The organism is Candidatus Berkiella aquae, assembly GCF_001431295.2.
GTDB lineage: Bacteria > Pseudomonadota > Gammaproteobacteria > Berkiellales > Berkiellaceae > Berkiella > Berkiella aquae.
The window spans coordinates 48697-71223 of the sequence record NZ_LKAJ02000002.1 but is presented as its reverse complement, the minus strand read 5'-3'; the positions used below and the strand labels follow the sequence as shown (position 1 = coordinate 71223).

Sequence of the window (22527 nt, the reverse complement as noted above, 5' to 3'; positions counted from 1 at the left end):
GCTTTAGATAGTTCCCATTTCGCAGGGTTAACCACAGCTGTTAGGCGCCCTGGCTCATGAAAAACTCCCTCTTCATCCTCAAATGGTGCGATCCATACGGTTAAAACTTCTTCTTTAGATCGTCGAAGTGATTTCTCATTGGTTCCCAGAATTTGTTTATCAAGATTTTTTTGTTCTGGGATGATCTCTTTATCAACCATACGATTCACTTCACTGATACTTTTGCATTGAACACCAGGGGTACCAGGGCAATCAAATTGCCCTCTTAAAGAAGCTGTACATCCCGAGAGAGCGAGTATTGATAAAAAGACAAGTAGAGATCGCTTTTTCATGTTCCTTCCTTACAGTTTTAACCCATCCAAGGAAAGCCCCTTGGTAAATACAACAGTCACCTCTCTACCTGCAGCCACCTGAATCACGGGTTGGTATTGTTCTGCGCGTTCGATAAAGTATTTTTGCAGCCGATCAGCACCTTCACCTACTCCGCTATAAGCACCCGATTTGAGTATGTCTGCCCCAGTGGTAGTGGTTGTAGCGCCTAATGGAGAAATTGACGTTGTGCCTAAAGATTGAGACATCCCGTTACCAAGCCCAGCAATTGCGCCAGCAAAAAAGCTATTCCAAAGTAAATCGCCTTCTCTTCTAACTACTTTTCCTCTGACACCATCTTTGCCATCTTCGCCAGCAATATAGCCCTCTAAAGTGGACTCAAAGACCCTTCCATTATTTAAAGTACAACTCATTCGCTCTGTTCTTATATAAGCTCTTTCACTTGAGATATCACCGTGTGCGGCTGCTACAATATGGCAGTCTTGAATGTTGGCTCTGGAATAATTAGGCAAAACCCCAATGTCAACCAGTCGCAAAAGCACCGGCCTGGGTTCGCCTTGAGAAGTAATACTTGCAGAAGCATCAACACCTCCTAAAATGACGGCTCGGGCAAATGTCCCAGCAGGAAGATAATTGCTTTTAAGGTTTTTATTCTTATCTACAAGTTTTAATGACGTTGTAAAAATAGCAGGATTAGCCATCATTCCACTTTGGTTTTCACCATAAGCACTTTCTTGTGGCGGCCAAGCATTGTTACTTTGGACATATTGGGCTGCTCCCTGCTCAGGTAAACCGCTGCTGGGGATATTTACCGAAGCCGTCGCATGTAAAGACATCTCTTCTATTTTTTGAGTAAGTTCTAATAATATTTGTTGTTGGCTTTTTACCAATTCTTCCATTTGAGAGCTTTGGCTCTGAATTTGCTTTTCAAGCTCATTGTTTCTCTTTTCAGAGGTTATCAGCTTACTTTCCATGCGCTGCATCCATACCCCGCTGTCATCAACATTTCTGGTTACAGAAGGAATTGAATGAATTACTGATTTTTTGGCAGGATCCTTTTTATCCTTGCCAACTGTCCAAGATAAGAAGACATGAATGACCAAAGTGAGGGCCATTAAAATTCCCAAAAAAAGAGCAACTTGTTTTAATCTAACTAATTGAGCATCAGTCATTAAGCACCATAAACCAAATAAACTTCGGTAGATTCACCTGGCATCAAGTCCATTTTTGCTAATCCAATTGCTTTTATGTTGGGCTCTTTCAGCTCATCTACATTAAGTGCAATAAGGGTATCTGTTGTATTTTTAATAGCGATAGCTTTACCCTTGAATCTCCCTTGGTACATAACTTGCTGACTTTTTTCTAAGCCATTAACCAACTCTTGATTATCATCCATATTTTCAACTGCATATCCTGGGATCGCCCCTCTTTTGCTCATTGCTTTCATTAATTGAATGATGCTTGCTTCATGGCCCTGACTTATTTCAATCTTCTTTTCATTTTTATGCTGAGCATAAACTAATTCGAGCGTTTCAGCGGATAAGGAGGTTGGCTTTAACGACAGTGTAATGGTTTTACCAAGTTCTGTTGTCACAAATAATGTAATTGACTCTTCTTTCCCAGCGTGCGGCATAATGAATATTTGACCGTTCTCTTCATCTTTTTCCAATGTGAAATCATTTGCAGCACTTTTAATATCTTTGATGCGATCAGATTGAACAAAAATCCTAGTAAGCTCCTTTTGGGATATTAAAGCCTGAACTGTCTGGCCATCCACGATTTGCTTAGTTTGCATGGAAAATACTGTCGCTGAGAAGAAATACAAACCTATGCTAAATAGTTTTTTCATCGCGCTCTTCCTTAAACTCAACTAACTGTAATTTTCCATAATTCATCTGATAGATGAGTGTGAAAGCTGTTTTATGCTGTGATATCTTTTCTTTTGCAACCCAAGTAGTTAGATCTCCAATAACCTTAACTTTTAAACCTTTTTCATCGACTTCAAAACCCATTGGGGTAAACATTTTGGTGATGTTTTTCTTCTTTAATATTTCTTCCTCTTCTATCAGCTGAGACTTAATTTCACCATAACCACTAGGATGGACATAGTTTAGAAGTAGATCTCGCCGACCTGGCGCTGTCTGCGGGGTTACATTCAGTGTTGAAAGTAACAAATATTGGCTCATCTCTTTAAGATAACCTGGGGATACCTTGTTGGGTTTTACCCAAATCTCTTCACCACTGTTTGGCCACAATAAGACAACTCTCTCAGAGCCAACGAGGTGATTAATACCAATGGCTAACACAACGTTCACGACAAGAGAGCAACCCAAGGTAATGCTAATGAAATTCTTCTTAACAAGTAATTCTTTGATTTTTGAATCTCTGCTAGCCTTTAGCATCGTTAAACCCTATATAAACCATTTTCTGACATAGCTTGCTGGAAATAGCTTTGAGAACTTATTGTGGGGCGGGAAATGCCAATAACACCAAAATACCAAAAACTTTCTTCCATGCTTGTGCTTGAAGTTATTAACTACTTTCAATATTAACAGTGCAAAAAGCAATCCAACTAATAACCCAACAGCTTGTTTGATAATCAACCCCATCATTGAGCAAATTGATATCAAAACAAATTCAGGCGCAGTCCAGATGATCATTCTTTCCGGCTCATCTAAATACCTAGGTAAATAGAAGTCTTCTTCAATCATTATGCTATAACTGCGCCAGCAGCACTCAACAAATAGGAAAGTACAACACCACCAAATGCGAAATACATAATTTTGCCAACATTATCGACAATAATCGGACCAATTTTATTTCCAACCGCAGCAATAGCTGCAATAATAAATGCACAGAAACCAGCTACATAAGCTAAATTTTGAATTATAGTTTCCCTGAGAAATGTGACAATATCTTGAACGGCGCTGGCTGATGAAGCATTTACTGCAAGCGCCTCACTGGCATACACTGATGCGAAACTTATTAGCATAAACGCTACAAGACTCTTCTTATTACATTTGGTCATCTCATTCTCCATTTCATTAGCGCCCTTACAAAGAAAATATTTACTAAAATATAATTTATTGAGCAAATTGAAGATAAATTCTTTCAATATTTTTTGCTGTATTCCAGCGCGGATATTGAACAACTCCAACCTTAATACGGTTTACTGTAGATTGAGAAAGATTAGCTCTTTGTGCTATCCATTGCTCCGTAAAGCCTTTTTTAATCAGCGATTTAATATATTCTTGCGGGTTTTGCGGCATAACAATCTCCTTGTTGTGAGATCATTATGAATGCAGGAATAAGGTATTCTCAAGAAATACCTTATTCAATTCTGCATAATTTCATGAAGGGTTAGAAGTAAAAGGGGCTTGGTGAGTTACTGACAATATTGCATGTGGAATGTTTTTATTTTAATTGCAACTTCAAATTTGGCAGTTTTAACTTTGCCCGACAAAATGCGGCTAATCGTTGGCTGGCTTACGTTAGCAGCTAAAGCAATAGCCTCCTCCGTAAAGCCAACCTTGCGTAGATTCCGCACCATTTCTCTAAGATCTATTATTGTTTCTTCTATCATTTAATGGCACCCTACTGTTTGCAAATGAAGTTTTGCTTCTCTCATTTCTCTTAACTTAATGGAATGCCAACTGTTTTCTTTACTGATCGCTTCGTTAAGAACCATCCCCTTAGGTCGCTCCCAATCACCCTTTAGACATATCTTGCGAGCAATATAATATCTCTTAAGCTGAATAACCGGCTTTAAAAGCATGCTCCCAGCTTTGGCAACATAGTATAATATTTCCTTAAGCAAGGTTTTTAAGGATTTGTTGGCTGCAGTGCCTTTGATTTTTTGTTGATGATAGAGCTGGGGAATATGGTACATAATTTGATTCTTAACTGCTTCTTCGATGAGATAGTGTTCACCTTCAAATTCAAACTCAACTAATTTTGCTTGTTCATGCGGAGTTCGCTCTTTTGGTAGTGGCTTCGCTTGCTGTAGTTTATTTTGAAATTCTACTGAGACGCGTTTTTGTCTGGTCTCTTCAATTTCGAGCGCTTTTTGGGTTTCAATGATTGATGTCAAAATTATTTGCATCTCATCACTGGAGAACTGCGCATTTACTTGCCTCATTCGCTCTGTAGGTCGAAGATGCTGATATTGCCTTTGCAATTTTTTAAAATCACAAACCAACGCATCAGCGTTTTCCACATCCTGTGGCGCAGTAGGTCTTATCACTTCAGGTTGATTGTGATTATTGTGTTTATTATTAATATTATTATTTATTAAAAGGGTCTGCATTTTTGCAGGGGGGGATCCTGCACTTTTGAAGGGGGATCCCTGTGTATTTGCAGGGGGATTGCCTACAACCTTACTGGGTGTTCTTTGAATATCTGAAGAGATCACCTCTATATTATTTCTTAAGATAGTACTATTTTTTTGAGGGCCTTCACTCTTCCCCCCCCTGTCGGAAGCATTCTCGATAGCGGATAACCCTTCTGCCGGTAAGATAGGTGTGTAAACATTTATTCTCTGAGAATCATCGAAATAAACTTTAATAAAACCTTGTTCTTTAAGATTTCTCATTGCCCTATAAGCGGTGTCATAGCTTACGTTCACAATAGTAGCTATTTGTTGATGGGTTAAACGACATGAATAATTAGGATCTAAATTGCTTTTACGTGCAAGATTGAACCAAATAAGCTTTTCTAGGCTACTAAGCTCTCGGTGATTTGATACAAATTCAAATATAACATCGGCGAAAATGACATAAAATTTCTGTTGAGTTGCGTCACGAATTATACGCGCAGCATTTGTCTCGACCATGAGAAAACTCCTAATCCTTGGTTGGTTAGTAAACACAGATTTCAAAAAATAAATAGAAATCGAGAGCTTACGCGCTATTTATTGGACGGATCAGGTTTGTAACTGAGTATAGATCGATTAGAATATTGCTAGCCATGAATTTTGACCTCTTGTGTAGGTTAATTTTTTTGGTTAGTGCTTGCGGGGTGTTGAATCCACTCCGTAAGCATGATTGCATAAGCATGCTATCCACTTTGAAGATCGTTGACAATCCCTTTTTCAAATGAATGCTAGGGTAAAATTTTAACTGCTTCATAAGATCTATCCCTACAAATGAATTTAATACGAACGATTTAATCCTTCAATGGATATAATTGTCTTCTAAATTAAAACATATTACAACAATATTTGTTGTGTGATTAATATTTAAATCATAAAGTGTTGTATTCGATAAATTAGTTTCAATGCTTATTTTTTATTCTCCTTAAAAATAGTAAAATTAATAAGAGAAACTTAATAACAAATGAAAGGCTAATAACTTGCAAATTGTTAAGTCCACAAAAATAAGAGCAGTAAATCCAGACCTTCTTGAAAAGGCAAAACGAACCCAAAGTGCCAGAAAATTTGCCGGATTAACAAGAGAAGCAATGGAAACGCGTCACAGCATCCCCCCATCAACTCTAAGAGGGTGGGAAAGGCCTGGTACTCTTAAAAACCAAGGGTTAACCCTTAATGGCGCGCAGCGATTAGTTAAAGCCTTACAAGTAGAGGGAGTCGCTTGCTCAGTTGAGTGGCTAATGGATGGAAAAGGGATAGGCCCACATTTTTTGGAGACAACCCTGGAGCAAAATAATTCCAAAAATATAAGGAAGATATCTCTTTGGAACCAAAATATCGTTATTCAAAATGAGATTAAGTTTTTTCAGGAAAATAATCCTGATTCAGTTGTGCTGATGGTAACGGATGATGGCCTTGACCCCGTCTATTCCCTAGGAGATTTTGTCGGTGGAATTAAAAAGTACCAAAAGGAGATGCTTAAAGTTATCGGTCATCACTGCATTATTGAAACAGCTTCAAAGGAAATCCTGATAAGAAAAGTATGCAAAGGCAAAAAAGCTAAATCCTATTCCTTATTTTGTACGAACCCCCAAACTAGTGCTTACGAACCAACCTTATTCGATATTAAATTAAATTGGGCGGCACCTATCATTTGGCTTCGAAAGCCAGATATCTAAAAGTTATTTTTAAAATCATTTGAAACTGTCCGAATGAGAATCGTCTCCGAAATGCTCCCCTGTTTGCTAAAACATAAGCTGCTCGCTGCGGCAAATAAGGTTATTATTTTGGGTAAGAACATTGTATAGTTTCTTTCTAGTTCATGATCTTTAGGATCTGAAGCTAACCCTAGCATTGCCTGATAATTGCCTATCTTTTTCGTAATTGACAAACCATTTGCAATTCCATGCTCTGCCCTCACTCCAATTACATCTCTCTGCATTTTTCCCTCTGGAATAATTTGGTTCCATAGAAAGAAAGATCTATCTAAACGATAATTTCTAGGAGAAAGGACAGTAGCAGCATATAAAGGACAACTGTCAATCATCTTATGGTCAATATAATTAGATTGCCACTCAAGATTTGTGCTATAGACTAAGCGCTCTCGGGTTTCCTTGTTTTCAAGACTAAAAAACATATAATTGCTGTAGATTTGGCTTAAATACTTTTCTCTCAGCTCAGATAGTTTCTTATCAAATTCATCGTTTTTAATATTTTTTCTAATTAAATCATCTTCACTCAAAATCACGCCATTAGTTCCTTAATTCAATTAATTCCTGATGACTGTTTGCCATATGAATAAATTTTTCTGGCGCACTACATAATTTTCCCTTTTTTGCGTCAAAGAAAACAAAATTCATTGCCACTCGCGCAACCTCTTTGGCTTTCTTTAAGTTGGTTATCAAAAATAATAGGTTTGCTTTAACGCCTTTTATGTCTGAGACAAACACCTTAAATTCTAGCTCATCGTTAAAACTTGCTTCATCTAGGTAATCAACGTAAATTTTCTTAACTATTCCACCTACTCCTTCTATATCAATTTCAGTGCACCCGTAGTGCCTGAAGAATTGAGAACGAGCGTTACCCACCATTTCTAAAAGTGCCGAGTAATCTAAATGATTAGCGTAATTTACGTCGTTGATCCTAACATTCATCCTTGTTACAAAAGATGCATTATCTGGAAAATCAAAATTTTCTTTTTTATCAAACATGTTTTACTTCCTTATTATTAATAGGATAAACGCGTAATTTATCGTTACATTGCTTTCGTTGGTTTAATGCCATAGCCGCAATAAAACCTAACAGAGAAAAGAAAGACAAATATATACCAGGGATCATCGGATTATTTGTTTTCATTAACAAGAGAGATATTATCATCGGGGCTGTGCCCCCTATCCAGGCAACCCCAGCATTATAAGCAATCGTTGAACCCGTATATCGATGATCGCTATGAAACAGCTCAGTTACAAATGCCGGCAGTCCTCCAGCTGAAATGCCTGTATTAATTGAAAGCAGCAGGAGTCCTAAAATAAGGATTTTTGACTGCCCATAGGCAATCAATCCCATAGAAAGGATTGAAATAATTGACATTGATAAAGAAGAAACCGCCATAAAGCGCGTTCTTCCTAGCTTATCAGAAATCCATCCTCCAATTGGGACAGATATAAGCATAGCAATACCGCAGGCACAACAAACTAATATTGATTCTTTTAGTAGAAAGTTTCTATAAAGTTGCAAATAGGTCGCCATATAACCGATGGCAATATAAGCTGAAATACTAATAAAGCCTGTTACAAAAATAGCCATAAACAACTGCTTTATTTGATTACAGAAAAGACTTTTTAATACTCCCCTTTCAGAATAGGAGCAGGAGCTTTTATGAGGGTCTTGCATTTGCTGTCTTAGAAATATCCCCAATACACTAACTACCAGCCCACAGCTTATAAAAGGCATTCTCCATTGCCAATCAGGAATATCAATGAGTGAAGACTTGTTTAAAAATAAACCAACAATAAGGCTGCCTGATATTAAACCTGCAATTACTCCAACTGATGTAAAGCTAGAGTAAAATCCAAATTTCTTAGCAATGCCATTTTGCTGTAGAAGGTATACTCCAAGGCTGTTGTATTCAATACTAACAGCTAAACCCTGAATTATTCTTAATAATATTAATAATAAAGGTGCAAGTAGTCCTATTTGATCATAGGTTGGCAAAATCCCAATCGCCGTAGTTGCAAGTCCCATTATGGCTAAAGAAAACAGAAGAATTTTCTTGATTCCGATCCTGTCTCCGATTGGCCCCAATATTAAGCCTGAAAATGGCCGGGCGATAAAGCTTACTGCAAAAATGCCCCATGCGTAAATGACGGAGATCTCATGATATTCCTTGGGAAAGAATTTTAATGCAAAGACTGGAGCTAACGATGCATACAAAGCAAAATCTAAAAATTCTAGGAATGTGCCTAAGCTGCAGCCAATAATCGGCTTCAGCAATCTATCCTTGAAATGGCTGTCCATACTACTAAACCTCAACTACGATTTAACGGCTATAGCCCCTACGCTCTCTCTTCCATCTAGTCTTACTGTTTCAGGATAATTTAATCGATTTATATATTCTAACTTTTCAATTAAAAATCCCACTTCGGTCAACTCTCGAAGAAGCACTTCGGTATCCATAAAATTAAACATTTTAGGAAGATTAAAGGCCAAGTCTGTTATAAAGTCATCAGAGTTTACAATAAATCCAGGAAATTTTTCCCCACTTCTCTTTTTCTGTTCATATGTCGCAAGAAATTTCGACCAATTTTTTTGATAAGGGGTATCTGCGATAATATATATCTTTCCTCCCGGCGCTAAAATATTAAAGGCTTTTTTGAAGGCTTGCTTTATTTCAACTGGAGTAAAAAAATGTACTACTCGACACATTAATATTGAATAAATAGAATTATCATCGATATTAATATCATCAGGAAACTTTCCAGGTAATAATATTAAATTGTGAAGTAGCTCTTTAGGGCATATTTGCCCAAGTATTTTGAGATGCTGCTCATCAAGGTCGTTAGATACTACCCTAGCCCCATTGCTGAGTGCCTGAAGCGTTGCTATACCATACGCAGCCCCTATTTCTAAAACCGGCGCATCGGCATACTTAGCATCGTCAATAAATTTTTGGGAATATTCATCTATGAATTGAGTCATATACCCCATTTTATTTAGTGTGGGGATAAGACCTGAGGGCAAAGGCTCTGGTATTAGCTTGTGCTTATCGAAACTTCCATGATTCATATGTACAACAAATATTGTCTTTCATTATTTTCAGAACGGCAATATTAAATGCTATTTTAGGATTAATCAATTATATGTAACTTAACTCTGTTGAATGAACTTATCTAATCTAAACTCACGAGTATGAGCACGTAAAATACTAGGTATTTTAGAAGTTATATATACAACCCAACGTGAGGCATTTAAAATGTGAAACACCTATCTCTTACTCTTGAATAAAATCTAACACTACATGCAACTTCTAGATGGGCCAATTTCAATTGCAAAGATTTAATTATTTTGTCTTCTTACAGCTTTTGACTAATGGCCTGAAAAGAACTTTTGACGTCAATCAGAAGTTTCCCTCTCTAACTAGAGCATTAGTTATGGCGACCCTTATTGTCGCACTAATGAAATCATTTCTTTCTAACCCCTGCTGTTTAGCTTCTTTTATTATATTATTCAAAGCACTTTGAGCTTCTTTTGTTAAGACTACCTGAATTGCAAAATTATTTGCCCTATCAAACCATTCTTCATCAATTAGACCAATAAAGTCCTCAGTTTCATATAAATCAATAATTGCTTTTGAAATCCATTTGCCCTTGTGGGTCTTACCCTCAAGTTCAAGAATTTTATTAACTTCTTCAAGCATTTTTTCAGGCATTCTAATAGAAGCTCTTCGTACACTACTATTTAATTTTAGAGGTTTTGCCGATTTTGACTTTCTCGCATGTGGAGGATTAAATGCTTTAACCATATATCACCTTGCTTTTGCAACTATGTCTTTGATTTTTTTCCAAAGACTTGAAAAATCAATATCTTTGTTTTTAAAATCATCTATAGAAAGATCTAACTTTCCACCTTTTATTGCAATATGAATTAATTCTTTAAGCACATTAATATCATCGCCTTTAAATAAAACCTTTTGTTCATCTTTTGTTTCATGTACAGGGTTAGGTGAAATTATTCTTTTCGGCTTTAAGTTAGGTCTTACCGATGTTTGATTGTTGATTTCCTGTAAAGCTTCCTCAATACCTTTTCCCTTCAGTAATAAATTACAGATATTAGTTATCATGTTCGAATCATTACTCTTAATAATATTGTAAGCGTCTTCAGGTGAAGTTAAAACTCCCGTTTCTATTGCCCTTTTAAAAATTATATTTTCTTCTTTGCATATCTTTGAATATTTTTGAGCTTGTGATTTTGAGATCCGCAAAATACTTGCTAGCGATCTAGCTGATACAGACTCGCTGTAATATGAGATTATTTTTCTAATTGCCCCATACTTATCTTTAAGTGAGAGGTCCTCACGCGATGAATTCTCAATATATTGAAGCAAAGCCTTCTCTTTGTTCTCAGGCTCAATAATTATGTTGGCAGCTATAAACTTAGCGCCCATAACATGATGCGCCAAGGTACGTCTTTCGCCAGCAAGAAGAATATATTTATTTCCTTTACCATATACACATATTGGCTGTATTAATCTTTCAGGCACTTTGATGGATGAAGCTAATAATGCGATAGAAAGATAATCTTGGATCTTTTGTTTTTTATTATCTTCAACACCAAAATGTTGTTTTAAAGTTTCTTTGAAAGCATCTTGTACCTCATCGTCAAATGGTTCTTCCGGTAATTTTGGACCATTAAGGACATCGTTTATATCGATAGAAAGCTTTCTTGGATTATCAGGATCTAGATGAATCGCCTGTAAGGGCAAATATTTTGCATTCAAAAATTCAATTTTCGATAGCTGTGAATCCAAGCTATCCAATAAGTCTGAATTTGACTGTTCTTCATTAGACGTAGATTTATTTGTTTGATTGAGGCTTTGGACCTGTTCTAAATTTACCTTTGATTTTATAAAAAGAGGCTTCCGTTTTTTATCTTCAATCTTATGAGTCTTGGACTTTGTTAAGTTTGACATTATGCGCTAACTCCCAAAGTTTTAAGCCCATCCTCAAATACGTTTAGCGTTTGTTTAATTTCTTTGGTAATGCCTAAATGTTTACCAAATATTTTTTGTTCAATATAAAGACACATTGCTGTTGCTTGGGCTCTTGCTGTATTTGTTATAGGCAGTTGAAATACGCTTCGAGGCTTCACGCCAGCACGATCCCTTGTAGGAAAATCTGTCAATAAGCTTAACCAGCAAGGCCATGGAAATAGATACTCTTCATATCTTTCTGACAGATCATTTAAATATTGTTTATGTAGCTTTAAATTTCTCACTTTATTAGGCAGCAACCCAGCCAGCTTAAGCTGTGCTCCCCTTTCTCTTGAATAATTTTCACGTTTAATAGCATTTAACATCTGTGTAATACCTTGAATTGCTTTATCTTCAGGTTCAAAAGGCACTACTACATGAGATGCTGCGTGCAATGCGGAACGAAACATTACATTCTTGCTTGGCCCTGTATCAAGTAAAAATACATCATAAGCATCATGCACCTCTTCCATATCAAAAAATTCTTTTAGTCTTTCTTTTGCAGTTTGATTTACTTTTCCATCCTCCTTTGAAACTAAGGCGTTATTTATTTCCTCAATTCGGACAGGATGCCCACATAAAACGTCAACTAATCCACCATTAGAATTTTTTTCCGTGATCCATGATTGGTATGGCAAAACGGCTTCACCATAAAATATATCTGCTATCGAAGATCGCTCATTAGCACCTAAATGTGGAGAAAAATCTGGATGTTTTTTAATTTGAAAACCAGCTTCAGTATCATCATTGATATATTCAACACCAACAAATTGCTTCGTTGTATTACATTGCTCGTCAAGATCTACTAGGCAAACCCTTTTCTTTCTTACTAGCGAGAACCATTCAGCCTGAGTTCCTGTGATTGTTGATTTACCAACACCACCCTTCTGATTCATTGTCGCAACAATCGGGACATTAATTGCCATATCCAATTCCTTTTTGAGATATCATGGAGGACACGCTACAAATTGCATACGTATGTAATTAGTATAATGATAATTCCTGTATATACAAGTGTAAAATTAACTTTGACTCATAAAATTACTAGCCGCTATATTCTCCATCCAAACACTGTCCAGTGACTGGACAACATTTGGGAGCATTGATTAAATCATCCCCAACAAACTAAGCACGAATACAAACTAAGTTTCTAGCTCACCTACTCCTGCTTACTTTTACTTTTCGGTACCGTCCAGTCACTGGACAGCTCCTATTAGGGATCCTTATATAATTGAACAGCATGCAGACTTTGGGTAGCAACCATAAAGACATCTCGTGTGTCCAGTCACTGGACACTGCTCAATTAGATCAATTACCGTCCAGTCACTGGACAGCTCCTCTTTGGGATCTCTTTCGAATTGAATAGCATGCAGACTTTGGGTAGCAACCATAAAGACATCTCGTTGTGTCCGGTCACTGGACACTGCTCAATTAGATCAATTACCGCCCAGTCAATGGACAGCTCCTCTTTGGGATCCCTTTATAATTGAATAGCATGCAGACTTTGGGTAGCAACCATAAAGACATCTCGTTGCGTCCAGTCACTGGACACCACTCTATAAGCGTCACTTACCGTCCAGTCACTGGACAGCTCCTCTTTGGGATCTCTTTATAATTGATTAGCATGCAGACTTTGGGTAGCAACCATAAAGACATCTCGTTGCGTCCAGTCACTGGACACCACTCTATAAGCGTCACTTACCGTCCAGTCACTGGACACCACTCTATAAGCGTCACTTACCGTCCAGTCACTGGACAGCTCCTATTAGGGATCTCTTTATAATTGAATAGCGCGCAGACTTTGGGTAGCAACCACAAAGACATCTCGTTGCGTCCAGTCACTGGACACTGCTCAATTAGATCAATTACCGTCCAGTCACTGGACAGCTCCTCTTTGGGATCCCTTTCGAATTGAATAGCACGCAGACTTTGGGTAGCAACCACAAAGACATCTCGTTGCGTCCAGTCACTGAACACCACTCTATAAGCGTCACTTACCGTCCAGTCACTGGACAGCTCCTATTAGGGATCTCTTTATAATTGAATAGCGCGCAGACTTTGGGTAGCAACCACAAAGACATCTCGTTGCGTCCAGTCACTGGACACTGCTCAATTAGATCAATTACCGTCCAGTCACTGGACAGCTCCTCTTTGGGATCCCTTTCGAATTGAATAGCACGCAGACTTTGGGTAGCAACCACAAAGACATCTCGTTGCGTCCAGTCACTGGACACCGCTCAATTTGCGTCACTTACTTTGTCGTCCAGCGACTGGACATTAGGCTCATTGAATTCTGATCGTGCATCATTAAAAACACAGAAGTATTTTTTTGTGTGTGAAATATTGTGTGAAATTTAAGGAGGTATTTCTTTGTATGTAATTTTCATTAACAATAAAAAATAAAAATATTATATTTCAAAATTAAAATATAATATTTTCCCTGGTGATTATTATATTTTCTAAAAATATCAGGCTTTTTGTTTTTAATTTATTTTCGAAATTTGCTTTTATTTTGATTGGCTATAAGATCAAATAACTTATAGCGCATTTGGAACAATAAATATTGATTTATAAATAAGATACTAATTAATAGGGCGCCACATAAAAAATAAGCCCAGACAAGCTGGGCTTATTTGAATTTATTGTAACGCCAAGAGACGAAACAATCATTCCGGTAAAATGATTCTAGTTTATTCGTTTCTTGGCGTCAAAAGGATTCATCCCAAGAAATGAATAGTTATACTATTGACAAAAAATCACCACAGATTCTATCGCTAGCGTCAGGCAGGGTAGGGGAATGGGTCGAGTCTTCATGGAAATGGCTAGGAAGGCTACGCTCTGCTGTTCTATTGCGATTTCAAGAACAAAGTCGCCAATCATCAAGAACAATGAGATTTGAGCAACGCGAAGCAATAAGTGAAATTCTGAAGGTTATATTTCAGTATCTCGATCTAAACACTATGTGTGTTGGGGTTTATCATCGTGAAACTGACACTTTTGTACATCTCAGTTTAGATTTTATTGCCAAAAAATCCGGCTTAAACATTCGCAGAGCACAAAGAGCTATGAGCTGGCTATACCGTTCTGGATATATCGTGGGTTACCGTCAGTCTTTTTATGATATCGATACTGAAGAGTATTATCACAAACCATCCATTAGAAGAGTTAATTCTAAACTATTATTTGATTTGGGCATTAAAGAGTTTGCATTACAAAGGGCAAGAACTCGCTCAAAGCGAAGATTTCAGGATGTGTTGCTAAAATCCTTATCATCTCAAAAACAACCCCAGTTTAAACCAACAATTGCAGTATCCAATATAAATAGTCTTATAAAAGGGGTTACCGAAGCTTTTGCATTACCTAAAAACCCAAAGCCTTTACAACCTACTTCCATTTATAACGAAAAACTAAAAAAATTAATGAGCTTAATGCCTAATTTAACACTTCATGAAGCACAACGCATACTTCCCAGCCCAACTTAATAAATCATCGAATGATCACTTAATGAACCATCGAATGATTTTTACGCCAAAGATCTATTTCCATTTCAAATTTACACTCCATTCAAACTATATGTAACATTTCAATCAACCTAAATTGAGTTTTAACTCCCTTTAAATCTATTTAGTTGTGTTATCTGTGGATATCTATTTGAAGAAAATATGTTATTCACAATTTATCCCTGTTAATTGTCATGCTTAAATGTGTTGTATTATCTAATCTCTATACATATAAAAAATACTTTTAATAAATACAAAGAGCAGAAGATAAGTTCGCTTTGCAGATTAATATCGTTTTAAAATAAATCAATTTGTTGCTCTTCGACATCGTTACTATTCGCTTCATTAGGAGCGGAGGAAGTAGTTGATACTTTTTGATTAACCCTATCTAAGGGATCCAAAGTTAAGGTTTCAATTTTTTGTTCCAAGGTGGATACCTCATGATTTATGGAACTTAAGTTTCTTTCGATGATGGCAGGGCACTTTTCTAGTCGTTTCTTGATGGCAAATAAAAGCTTGGTTACAGGCCAACCACCTGCAGTTACCATAAAAGCTTCTCGCTTTTTAAGATGTCGAATCTCAGAGTCCATTACAACGAATTCCTGGCGCCTCTGGTGGCTTAACGTAACGCCGTCACGCATTTGATGTGCCCCCATGGAATATCCTTCTCTAGCCTCTAAAAATTCAGCCCTACCAAGCTGCTCTGCAGCCCATTTGGCAGAATGATTGTTATTGGTAGAGAAGAAGAGGGAGGTGCCGAATAAAGATACCAATACTTCTGCTGCTTTATCGCCATATAAGTCGCGTAGCTGATGAATATCTTGTATAGCCCCTACAAAGCAGGCACCATAGCCACGACCTCGGGACAAAACCGGCTCTAAACTAGGTAAACGTTGCAAACTGGCAAGCTCATCAAAGAAGAACCATAATCTGCGGTTACGACTTTCTTCAAGACTTAGCAATGCATTGACTGCTAATTCAAGCCATAAAGAGATAAGAGGCTTTAGGGTATCAGCAAGGCGTTGATTTGAAGAAATGAAGAGCCAAGAATCATCTTTGTCATTGTTAACCCAATCACGAATAACAAAGGAAGGAGTTTGAGGCTCATCTTTAAGGTACATAAGAGATTTGCAGTAGGTAACTAAGGTGAGGATCACAGAGCGAGTACCCTTTTCTAAATCTTTGCCAACCATGGCACTTCCAAGGGTACCTTGAAGTAACGATTCCACTTCCTTTAAATCACTACAAAACAAATGGTGGATCAATTCTTTCATCCGCGGGTTTTGTCGGTGCTTAAACTGAGAGGCTGTAATCGCCAGCAAGGTCCTTGCTGCCTTGGTCCAAAAAGATTCAGAACTCACAGACACATCGGGCACTATAGCTGATGCCATTGCATCATAATCAGTTAAAGCATTGCATTCTTGCCAGAGATTCCAAGAAGGGCTTCTTTCATCTAATGGGTTGAGAATGATATCTTTGCCTTCCCGATAATAATGGGGGATAAAGGCACCCTTGATGTCATACACCAAGGCTTTTTGGCCAGCCTGTCTTACCTGAGACAATAATTCATGTGTGCAAACAGATTTGCCCCCGCCAGGTGACCCACATAACAAAATATGCTGGGTTTCAGCATCCTTAGGCAAAGGAACACCACTTAAAGTCCAACGTGACGCTTGATGAGCTCTTTTAACAATTCGTTTATATTCTTGAGGGGTGGCAAGAGTTGTCCCACGTAACATTTGCTGTTGACTTCTCATCGCACCAAATCTGGTTAGCAGCCAGGCTACAAGCAAGGCAATTATCCATGATGTTAAAGCGGAAACTTTGAGAGACCACCAAAATTCACCCCTGCTAAGCCGAAGTTGTTGTTTTATGGGAGGGGAGGAAAGCAGCTGTTTAGGCGTGTAGCGACGAAGATGACCATAGGGGTCTTTGTGCTCAAGCACTTTCGGGCAATAGACATTACCTTGGCAAAGAAAAGCTTTAACGCCTTGAGTCAATAAGTAGCGCTCATAGGGTTTGGTTTGATAAACCCAAAGTAGGGTGGTGAACAGCATAAAAACAATTAGGCTGATTTTAAAAAATCGAAGCAGCACTTGCCAAAACATGTGGATGCCATGAAGCTGAACTTGGCCTCCACGGGTGAAATTTAGGAAGGCAGACATTCAGTTTCGACTTCTAAGGCTAGTGTCTTTCGAATGAGGGTTTTGGCACGCTCTCGAATCACTTTGCGTTGATCCTGCGAGACAGCTTCTTGTAAAAGCAATAGTGACTCCATTGAAGTTTGAATTAATAATTTTTGCGCAATGGGTAGCTCCCCTGGCAGCTGGTTATTTTCAATACATTGACGCCCTAGAGCTAAGACTTGATTGAGAGCTACCGAGAAGGAAATTTCCTGCTCATAACAAAACCAATCAAGCCACTTTGACATGTCGGGATTAAATTCGGCTGTTCTAAGAATGTTAGTCATATTCCCCCCCAACGCTTTCAGGGGAGCTTGCAGGGACCTTTTCTTCTTTGCGTGGCTCAAATCCAAAGAGCTCTCTGTCATAGGGTTTAAATAAAAATTTATCTAATTCTAAGAACAGCTTTTCAAGAGAGCCTGCTTTTTGATGTTTGTCTAAGATATACGAGCCTACCAAAATTTTACGGCGAGTTTCATCTTTACGTTGCTGCATAGCCTCTTTGGCTTTGATATTTTGAATCCGAGCTTCTAGCTGTTCCTTTTTTTTTACTAGGGCATCTAATGTCAGGTTATTTTTCATGAATTCACCAAAGTCAAAGGACAATATTGATATTGTTGCTTACCCATCGGGGTGTTTCAAGAAATACCTTATTCAGTTCTGCATAAACTACATTTGTGCATCTAAATCATCAATGGTAATTGACCGGCCAGATAATTCGAAAGAAATAGAAACTAAGCGAAGCGAAGGGAAAAAGTGTAGAAAGTATGAGAAAAATGATAAAGCAGATTCGATCAAGCTAAGTAACAAAACAAGCCCGGAGGAAGAAAGGGCGCACACTACACGTTCTTCGAACGTCACTGTTGCAAAACCTTTATCCATTCATTACGCTAATCTTCAAGTCAGCATTAAGAAATTAATTTTATGGCGATATTTCATCTAGACGTTAAAAATGTATCACGCTCCCAAGGTCGCTCCGCCGTTGGTGCTGCAGCTTATAGAGCAGGGGAGCGTATTGTAGATGAACGTCTTGGAGTAGCTTTTGATTATTCAAATAAGAAGGGTGTGGTCTTTTCTGAAATAATGGCGCCTGATAATGCCCCAGAATGGGTCAAAGACCGAACACAACTTTGGAATGCCATTGAATCGGCAGAGCTTCGTAAAGACTCACGAGTTGCAAAAGAAGTTTTAGTAGCACTGCCTAATGAATTATCGCAGGAAGAGCGTGTCGACTTAATTAAAAGTTATTGCCAAGCTCAATTTGTTGATAAGGGCATGATAGCTGATATCAATATTCATGAAGACAATCCAGAGAACCCACACGCTCATATTTTGTTGACCACACGGGAAATTACCCCAGCCGGCTTTGGTTTAAAAAATCGAGACTGGAACAAACGCGAATTAGTATTTGAGCAACGCCGAGCTTGGCAGGAGATTGCTAATACCCATCTTCATCTGGCAGGTCATGATACACGAATTGATTGCAGGAGCTTACAAGAGAGAGGGATTGATTTAGAGCCAGGTCTACACCTAGGGCAGGCACCTCATCAAGCTGCGACCCGAGGGCAAGGCGATAACTTTATGCGCTTTATCGATCATATCGATATTTTGCGTGCTAATGGCGAAAGGGTTATTCGTGATCCGAATATTGCCTTAGAAAAACTTAGCCAACAACAATCTGTCTTTGATGAATACGCGATTGCAAAACTGGCCAATCAATATAGCGTTGATCTCGACCAGTACAATGAAGTACTGACTGCCATTAAAAGTGCCAAGCAGTTGGTTGCCTTAGGCGAAAACGAATATGGTAAATCGACTTTTACCACCAGCAAGATGATTGAAATGGAACATCATATGCTCAACCAGGCCTATGAGCTCCATACTAAGCAAGGGCACGCCGTTAATCTAGAGGCGGCTACCCAAGCGGTTACCTCATCAAATCTGAATGAAGGGCAGCGCACAGCCTTTAATCACATTATTAATACTGGGGATTTAAAAATCGTCACCGGTTTTGCCGGTACCGGCAAAAGTACTTTGATGAAAGTTGCACGAGAAGCTTTTGAGAATTCGGGTTATCACGTAAGAGGCGCTTGTTTCAGTGGTATTGCTACCAAGGGGTTAGAGAAGGAAGCGGGGATCAAAAGTGCCACCGTAGACTCATGCTTATTACAATGGGAGCAGGGGAGAGAGCAATTAAGTAAAAATGATGTGTTAGTGATTGATGAAGCTGGGATGCTGGGCACCGAAAAGATGAATAAACTATTATCCCATGCCAATAATGAAGGGGCAAAAGTCATCTTGGTTCACGATACCGAGCAGTTTGGAGCGATTGAAGCGGGCGCACCTTCGCGCGCAATAGCCATGCGTTTTGGGGAAGCTGTTTTAACAGAAGTTGTACGTCAGCAAAACCCTGAAATGTGTTGTGCAACTTACGAATTTGCGACACAGCAAACAGAAAAAGCATTAACTCGTTATGAGAAACTGGGCGCACTCAATATGACCGCTGCTGATGAGCCCATTGCTAGGCGAATGATGATAGAGGCCTGGTCCAGTGACCGGCTGGAAGGCAAATCACAATTAATGTTGGCTTATACCAATGATAGCGTCCAATCATTAAATCAGGCTGCCAGAGAAGTTCGAATTGCTGCTGGTGAAATAGAAGAGGGGAGAGCGTTTACAGTAGCAAAAGGTCAGCGCTCCTTTGCCAAGGGGGATGTTGTTTACTTTCTGAAGAACGACAAGCGCCTTGGGGTCCAAAATGGTGCGTTGGGTACGATTGAAGTCATTAAGGGCAATCATTTTCAGATCAAGGCTAATGATGATGGCCGGATCGTAGGATTAGATATCAGGCATTATAAGCATCTTGATCACGGTTATGCTGCGACCATTTATAAAGCCCAGGGTGTCACGGTCAATAATGCTTATGTATTGGCTTCAACCTATTTTGATCGCCACTCTACCTATGTTGCTTGTACACGGCATAAAGACAAGCTTATGGTGTTTGGTGATCAAAAAGATTTTAAAAACCGAGACATGATGATGAAAACATTAAGTCGAGAGTGCTCAAAGAGCATGGCAGTAGACTATGCCCAGGCTAGATGGATTAAGCCGCAGAACAAACAGGATCTAAACTTAAACTCTAACCAAATTTCGCAAAAGCAATTGGCACGAGAGCGGCATGAAATTAAAGCCTTAAAATTAATATTGCCTAATAAGGAATTCTCTTTTGCTCGGGCATATGAATGCCTGAGAGGGTGGTTACAAGGGGTGATCCAATTAAGTGATAATCGCCAAATTCTTTGTTTAACTAAGAATGATCATGTGAAATTGGTATCATATCACCCTTATCTTGAAAATCATTTTGGAAAAGAGGCAAAAATTTCGCTTGATAAGAAAGGGGAGGTTAATAAATACGCTGTTCTTGAAAAAACCGAAGGAATTTCGAAGCAGCAGGCTGTGCCGGAACGCAGCCTGACAATGGCCCAAGCAAACAACTCAAGAGAATTAAAAGTTGAAAAGCATGTTATTTCAGATAAACATGCAATTGGCTTTGACTGAAAAGTTTAAGTGTTATTATTTTATGCTTTGTTAAGAACCCACCAGCAAGTAATCTAGCAAACTGTATGATGTGCCTTACAAAAAACTATATTGCTTTAAAAACTATTGAATAGATCACTTTATTTGTAGTTTTCACTGAATCACTATCATTGACACCCAAATAATAACAGGTCATTGGAAATTCTAAGATTATAACTATACTGAGAGATATCGGGATATTCTGATATCAAAATTCAAATTTATGCAGTTGATTTGTATAAAACATAGGAGGGATCTTAGTGCCCATTTCAAAAAAGGACTTTTCAGATGAAAAAAAACTCCTTGTGCGTTTACCGAAAGAGCTTCACCGCCAGACAAGATTGATGGCCTTCGATTTGAATATAAGCATGGCGGAAATATGTCGGCAGGGATTAGAACAAGTAGTTCAGAGCCATATTCAAGCGTCTACAAATAAGCAGGCTGAGTCATGATTGCACATGAGAGGTTAAATGCAGCTATAAACAAGAGCAAATTCTTGTACTTTATATACATCATATTGAGTCTTAGCTGTTCTAGTCTGTTTGCAGATGAACGATTAAATTATAATAACAATGTACAATGTACCCAATCTGATACCTCTTCTCTCCCACTTAAAATATTTATTTATCAATTTTTAGAAAGTCATCCCTCAATACAAGCTGCAAAAGCGAATGTTGCGGCAGCAAATGCCCGATTCCATGCAGCCGAGCAACCACTTTATAATCCAGAACTCATTGCGGAGACTGAGCAGAAACGGCAGAAAAGCTTCAAAGATCCTGAATTAGCATTAGAAGGTGAGAAGCCATATGAAAAAACCTATACAGCAGGACTTAATCAAACAGTTGACTGGGTAAGCAAGCGATCAGCTCGTTCAAAAGTCGCAGACAGAAATTTTCATATCGCTGAATCACAACTAGAATCTTTACAACAACAATTAGCAACTGAAGTGATTAATGCTTTAATTCGTTACCAATCTACTCGCCAAGTAGTGAAATTATCAAAAGAACGAACTAGTTTGCTACAAAAATTTGTTACGTTAACTGAAAAGCGAGAAGCTACAGGTGATGTGGCGCGCGTTGAAACAGATCTAGCTCAATTGGCTCTGTCAGAAGCATTGGCACAACAAGCTGATGCTGAAATGACGTTTAATCAAGCGTTGCAAATTTTACGATCAATGACAGGATTAACTAATTCAGAATGGCCAGACCTCCCGAATTACTTACCATCACCAAGCCAAATGAATACTGATTTTAATGAATTATTAAATTGCCTTCCTGCAGTGCAAGTATTAAATGAACAAATACTAAGTGCGCAAATGCGTATTAAATTAGCACAGCGTGAACGATTTCCAGATCCTACCTTTGGTCTGCAAGGAGGCCAAGAAAATACCGATGAAGGTACTAAACGCGTGATTATGGCAACATTTAGTATCCCATTATTTATTCGAAATTCATATAAGGCAGAAGTGGAAGCTGCGAATTTCGATACTCTAGAAGTAGAAGAAAAGCGCATCGATATGATTCGCCAAATAAGCGCTGATATGATGGGAAGCTCTGAACGATATCAAAGGCTTTATCAGATAGTTGAAGAATGGCAAAAGATTGCTAACAAACCTTTAGGTGATGGAATAACATTAATAGAGCGGTTATGGCAAGCTGGCGAGATGACCACTACTGACTACTTAGTGCAATTCAAACAACGTCTTGATAGCCAAATAGCTGGAGCGGAATTGCGCGGACGAGCATGGCAAGCATGGGCAGAATGGCTAAAGGCTTCTGGCACAGTGGAAAATTGGTTGAAAAACAATTAACGTTATTATAAACG

23 protein-coding genes are annotated in these 22527 nt (G+C 38.4%); 4 read left to right on the top strand and 19 right to left on the bottom strand.

The features are described 5' to 3' along the window. From HT99x_RS15420 to HT99x_RS15385, 9 genes are all read right to left on the bottom strand, one after another. Positions 1-332, bottom strand: a 332-nt coding sequence (locus tag HT99x_RS15420; protein ID WP_075067260.1) for a TraV family lipoprotein, incomplete at its 3' end; no start/stop codon positions are given. Between the two features lie 9 nt (positions 333-341). Further along, positions 342-1502, bottom strand: coding sequence for a TrbI/VirB10 family protein (locus HT99x_RS15415; RefSeq protein WP_075067259.1), 1161 nt, complete (start codon positions 1500-1502; stop codon positions 342-344). Further along, complete coding sequence (locus HT99x_RS15410) at positions 1502-2179, bottom strand: TraK domain-containing protein (RefSeq protein WP_075067258.1); 678 nt, start codon at positions 2177-2179, stop codon at positions 1502-1504. The genes HT99x_RS15415 and HT99x_RS15410 overlap by 1 nt, the downstream gene beginning before the upstream one ends. Then, positions 2163-2732 carry a type IV conjugative transfer system protein TraE gene (gene traE / locus HT99x_RS15405; RefSeq protein WP_075067257.1) on the bottom strand — a complete coding sequence of 190 codons (570 nt, stop codon included), beginning with the start codon at positions 2730-2732 and terminating at the stop codon, positions 2163-2165. Before traE ends, HT99x_RS15410 begins: the two co-directional genes overlap by 17 nt. 9 nt (positions 2733-2741) lie before the next feature. Then, positions 2742-3041 (bottom strand): type IV conjugative transfer system protein TraL, encoded by a 300-nt coding sequence (gene traL / locus HT99x_RS16000; RefSeq protein WP_075067256.1) that lies wholly within the window; start codon positions 3039-3041, stop codon positions 2742-2744. Continuing rightward, on the bottom strand, positions 3041-3358 hold the full coding sequence (locus HT99x_RS15400) for a hypothetical protein (RefSeq protein ID WP_075067255.1): 318 nt from the start codon (positions 3356-3358) through the stop codon (positions 3041-3043). Before HT99x_RS15400 ends, traL begins: the two co-directional genes overlap by 1 nt. A gap of 55 nt (positions 3359-3413) precedes the next feature. Further along, positions 3414-3599, bottom strand: coding sequence for a helix-turn-helix domain-containing protein (locus HT99x_RS15395; RefSeq protein ID WP_075067254.1), 186 nt, complete (start codon positions 3597-3599; stop codon positions 3414-3416). Positions 3600-3715: 116 nt separating this feature from the next. Then, the gene (locus tag HT99x_RS15390; protein ID WP_075067253.1) at positions 3716-3913 is read right to left on the bottom strand and encodes a helix-turn-helix domain-containing protein; all 198 of its coding nucleotides are present in this window, start codon (positions 3911-3913) and stop codon (positions 3716-3718) included. Beyond that, a complete protein-coding gene (locus HT99x_RS15385) occupies positions 3914-5161 on the bottom strand; it encodes a cyclic nucleotide-binding domain-containing protein (protein WP_075067252.1) in 1248 nt (415 codons plus the stop codon). A gap of 518 nt (positions 5162-5679) precedes the next feature. Between HT99x_RS15385 and HT99x_RS15380 the strand changes: the two genes are divergently transcribed. Beyond that, positions 5680-6375 (top strand): hypothetical protein, encoded by a 696-nt coding sequence (locus HT99x_RS15380; RefSeq protein ID WP_075067251.1) that lies wholly within the window; start codon positions 5680-5682, stop codon positions 6373-6375. Here the strand turns inward: HT99x_RS15380 and HT99x_RS15375 are convergent. From HT99x_RS15375 to HT99x_RS15345, 7 genes are all read right to left on the bottom strand, one after another. Further along, positions 6372-6944 (bottom strand): autoinducer binding domain-containing protein, encoded by a 573-nt coding sequence (locus HT99x_RS15375; protein WP_075067250.1) that lies wholly within the window; start codon positions 6942-6944, stop codon positions 6372-6374. The two genes, HT99x_RS15380 and HT99x_RS15375, sit on opposite strands and share 4 nt — an antisense overlap. 4 nt (positions 6945-6948) lie before the next feature. Continuing rightward, positions 6949-7407 carry a thioesterase family protein gene (locus HT99x_RS15370; protein WP_075067249.1) on the bottom strand — a complete coding sequence of 153 codons (459 nt, stop codon included), beginning with the start codon at positions 7405-7407 and terminating at the stop codon, positions 6949-6951. Continuing rightward, on the bottom strand, positions 7400-8713 hold the full coding sequence (locus tag HT99x_RS15365) for an MFS transporter (RefSeq protein WP_075067248.1): 1314 nt from the start codon (positions 8711-8713) through the stop codon (positions 7400-7402). Before HT99x_RS15365 ends, HT99x_RS15370 begins: the two co-directional genes overlap by 8 nt. 15 nt (positions 8714-8728) lie before the next feature. Further along, on the bottom strand, positions 8729-9481 hold the full coding sequence (locus HT99x_RS15360) for a class I SAM-dependent methyltransferase (protein WP_259567105.1): 753 nt from the start codon (positions 9479-9481) through the stop codon (positions 8729-8731). A gap of 331 nt (positions 9482-9812) precedes the next feature. Next, positions 9813-10217 carry a hypothetical protein gene (locus HT99x_RS15355; RefSeq protein ID WP_075067246.1) on the bottom strand — a complete coding sequence of 135 codons (405 nt, stop codon included), beginning with the start codon at positions 10215-10217 and terminating at the stop codon, positions 9813-9815. A 3-nt stretch (positions 10218-10220) separates the two neighbouring features. Then, positions 10221-11384: a ParB/RepB/Spo0J family partition protein gene (locus tag HT99x_RS15350; protein ID WP_075067245.1), complete on the bottom strand. Its 1164-nt coding sequence runs from the start codon at positions 11382-11384 to the stop codon at positions 10221-10223. Then, a complete protein-coding gene (locus HT99x_RS15345) occupies positions 11384-12370 on the bottom strand; it encodes an AAA family ATPase (protein ID WP_075067244.1) in 987 nt (328 codons plus the stop codon). The genes HT99x_RS15350 and HT99x_RS15345 overlap by 1 nt, the downstream gene beginning before the upstream one ends. A 1962-nt stretch (positions 12371-14332) precedes the next feature. On the opposite strand from HT99x_RS15345, the gene HT99x_RS15340 reads away from it, so the two are divergent. Then, entirely contained in the window at positions 14333-14926 is a 594-nt protein-coding gene (locus tag HT99x_RS15340) for a hypothetical protein (RefSeq protein WP_139016639.1), read from the top strand. A 314-nt stretch (positions 14927-15240) separates the two neighbouring features. On the opposite strand, the gene HT99x_RS15335 is transcribed toward HT99x_RS15340, so the two are convergent. From HT99x_RS15335 to HT99x_RS15325, 3 genes are read right to left on the bottom strand one after another with little or no spacing between them, the layout of a single operon-like run. Continuing rightward, positions 15241-17109 carry a type IV secretion system DNA-binding domain-containing protein gene (locus tag HT99x_RS15335; RefSeq protein ID WP_083482960.1) on the bottom strand — a complete coding sequence of 623 codons (1869 nt, stop codon included), beginning with the start codon at positions 17107-17109 and terminating at the stop codon, positions 15241-15243. Continuing rightward, on the bottom strand, positions 17094-17414 hold the full coding sequence (locus tag HT99x_RS15330) for a hypothetical protein (protein WP_075067241.1): 321 nt from the start codon (positions 17412-17414) through the stop codon (positions 17094-17096). The genes HT99x_RS15335 and HT99x_RS15330 overlap by 16 nt, the downstream gene beginning before the upstream one ends. After that, positions 17407-17709: a hypothetical protein gene (locus HT99x_RS15325; protein WP_075067240.1), complete on the bottom strand. Its 303-nt coding sequence runs from the start codon at positions 17707-17709 to the stop codon at positions 17407-17409. Before HT99x_RS15325 ends, HT99x_RS15330 begins: the two co-directional genes overlap by 8 nt. A gap of 342 nt (positions 17710-18051) precedes the next feature. Between HT99x_RS15325 and traA the strand changes: the two genes are divergently transcribed. Further along, a complete protein-coding gene (traA, locus tag HT99x_RS15320) occupies positions 18052-20685 on the top strand; it encodes a Ti-type conjugative transfer relaxase TraA (protein ID WP_075067238.1) in 2634 nt (877 codons plus the stop codon). A 514-nt stretch (positions 20686-21199) separates the two neighbouring features. Continuing rightward, the gene (locus HT99x_RS15315; RefSeq protein WP_158003410.1) at positions 21200-22513 is read left to right on the top strand and encodes a TolC family protein; all 1314 of its coding nucleotides are present in this window, start codon (positions 21200-21202) and stop codon (positions 22511-22513) included. Positions 22514-22527 lie beyond the last annotated feature (14 nt).

Bases quoted from the DNA above. Each gene is read 5' to 3' on its own strand.
- HT99x_RS15325 (WP_075067240.1), bottom strand. From the start codon at position 17,709: ATGAAAAATAACCTGACATTAGATGCCCTAGTAAAAAAAAAGGAACAG.
- traE (WP_075067257.1), bottom strand. From the start codon at position 2,732: ATGCTAAAGGCTAGCAGAGATTCAAAAATCAAAGAATTACTTGTTAAG.
- HT99x_RS15410 (WP_075067258.1), bottom strand. From the start codon at position 2,179: ATGAAAAAACTATTTAGCATAGGTTTGTATTTCTTCTCAGCGACAGTA.
- HT99x_RS15400 (WP_075067255.1), bottom strand. From the start codon at position 3,358: ATGACCAAATGTAATAAGAAGAGTCTTGTAGCGTTTATGCTAATAAGT.
- HT99x_RS15395 (WP_075067254.1), bottom strand. From the start codon at position 3,599: ATGCCGCAAAACCCGCAAGAATATATTAAATCGCTGATTAAAAAAGGC.
- HT99x_RS15365 (WP_075067248.1), bottom strand. From the start codon at position 8,713: ATGGACAGCCATTTCAAGGATAGATTGCTGAAGCCGATTATTGGCTGC.
- HT99x_RS15385 (WP_075067252.1), bottom strand. From the start codon at position 5,161: ATGGTCGAGACAAATGCTGCGCGTATAATTCGTGACGCAACTCAACAG.
- traA (WP_075067238.1), top strand. From the start codon at position 18,052: ATGGCGATATTTCATCTAGACGTTAAAAATGTATCACGCTCCCAAGGT.
- traL (WP_075067256.1), bottom strand. From the start codon at position 3,041: ATGATTGAAGAAGACTTCTATTTACCTAGGTATTTAGATGAGCCGGAA.
- HT99x_RS15330 (WP_075067241.1), bottom strand. From the start codon at position 17,414: ATGACTAACATTCTTAGAACAGCCGAATTTAATCCCGACATGTCAAAG.
- HT99x_RS15355 (WP_075067246.1), bottom strand. From the start codon at position 10,217: ATGGTTAAAGCATTTAATCCTCCACATGCGAGAAAGTCAAAATCGGCA.
- HT99x_RS15340 (WP_139016639.1), top strand. From the start codon at position 14,333: ATGAGATTTGAGCAACGCGAAGCAATAAGTGAAATTCTGAAGGTTATA.
- HT99x_RS15335 (WP_083482960.1), bottom strand. From the start codon at position 17,109: ATGTCTGCCTTCCTAAATTTCACCCGTGGAGGCCAAGTTCAGCTTCAT.
- HT99x_RS15370 (WP_075067249.1), bottom strand. From the start codon at position 7,407: ATGTTTGATAAAAAAGAAAATTTTGATTTTCCAGATAATGCATCTTTT.
- HT99x_RS15360 (WP_259567105.1), bottom strand. From the start codon at position 9,481: ATGAATCATGGAAGTTTCGATAAGCACAAGCTAATACCAGAGCCTTTG.
- HT99x_RS15415 (WP_075067259.1), bottom strand. From the start codon at position 1,502: ATGACTGATGCTCAATTAGTTAGATTAAAACAAGTTGCTCTTTTTTTG.
- HT99x_RS15350 (WP_075067245.1), bottom strand. From the start codon at position 11,384: ATGTCAAACTTAACAAAGTCCAAGACTCATAAGATTGAAGATAAAAAA.
- HT99x_RS15345 (WP_075067244.1), bottom strand. From the start codon at position 12,370: ATGGCAATTAATGTCCCGATTGTTGCGACAATGAATCAGAAGGGTGGT.
- HT99x_RS15390 (WP_075067253.1), bottom strand. From the start codon at position 3,913: ATGATAGAAGAAACAATAATAGATCTTAGAGAAATGGTGCGGAATCTA.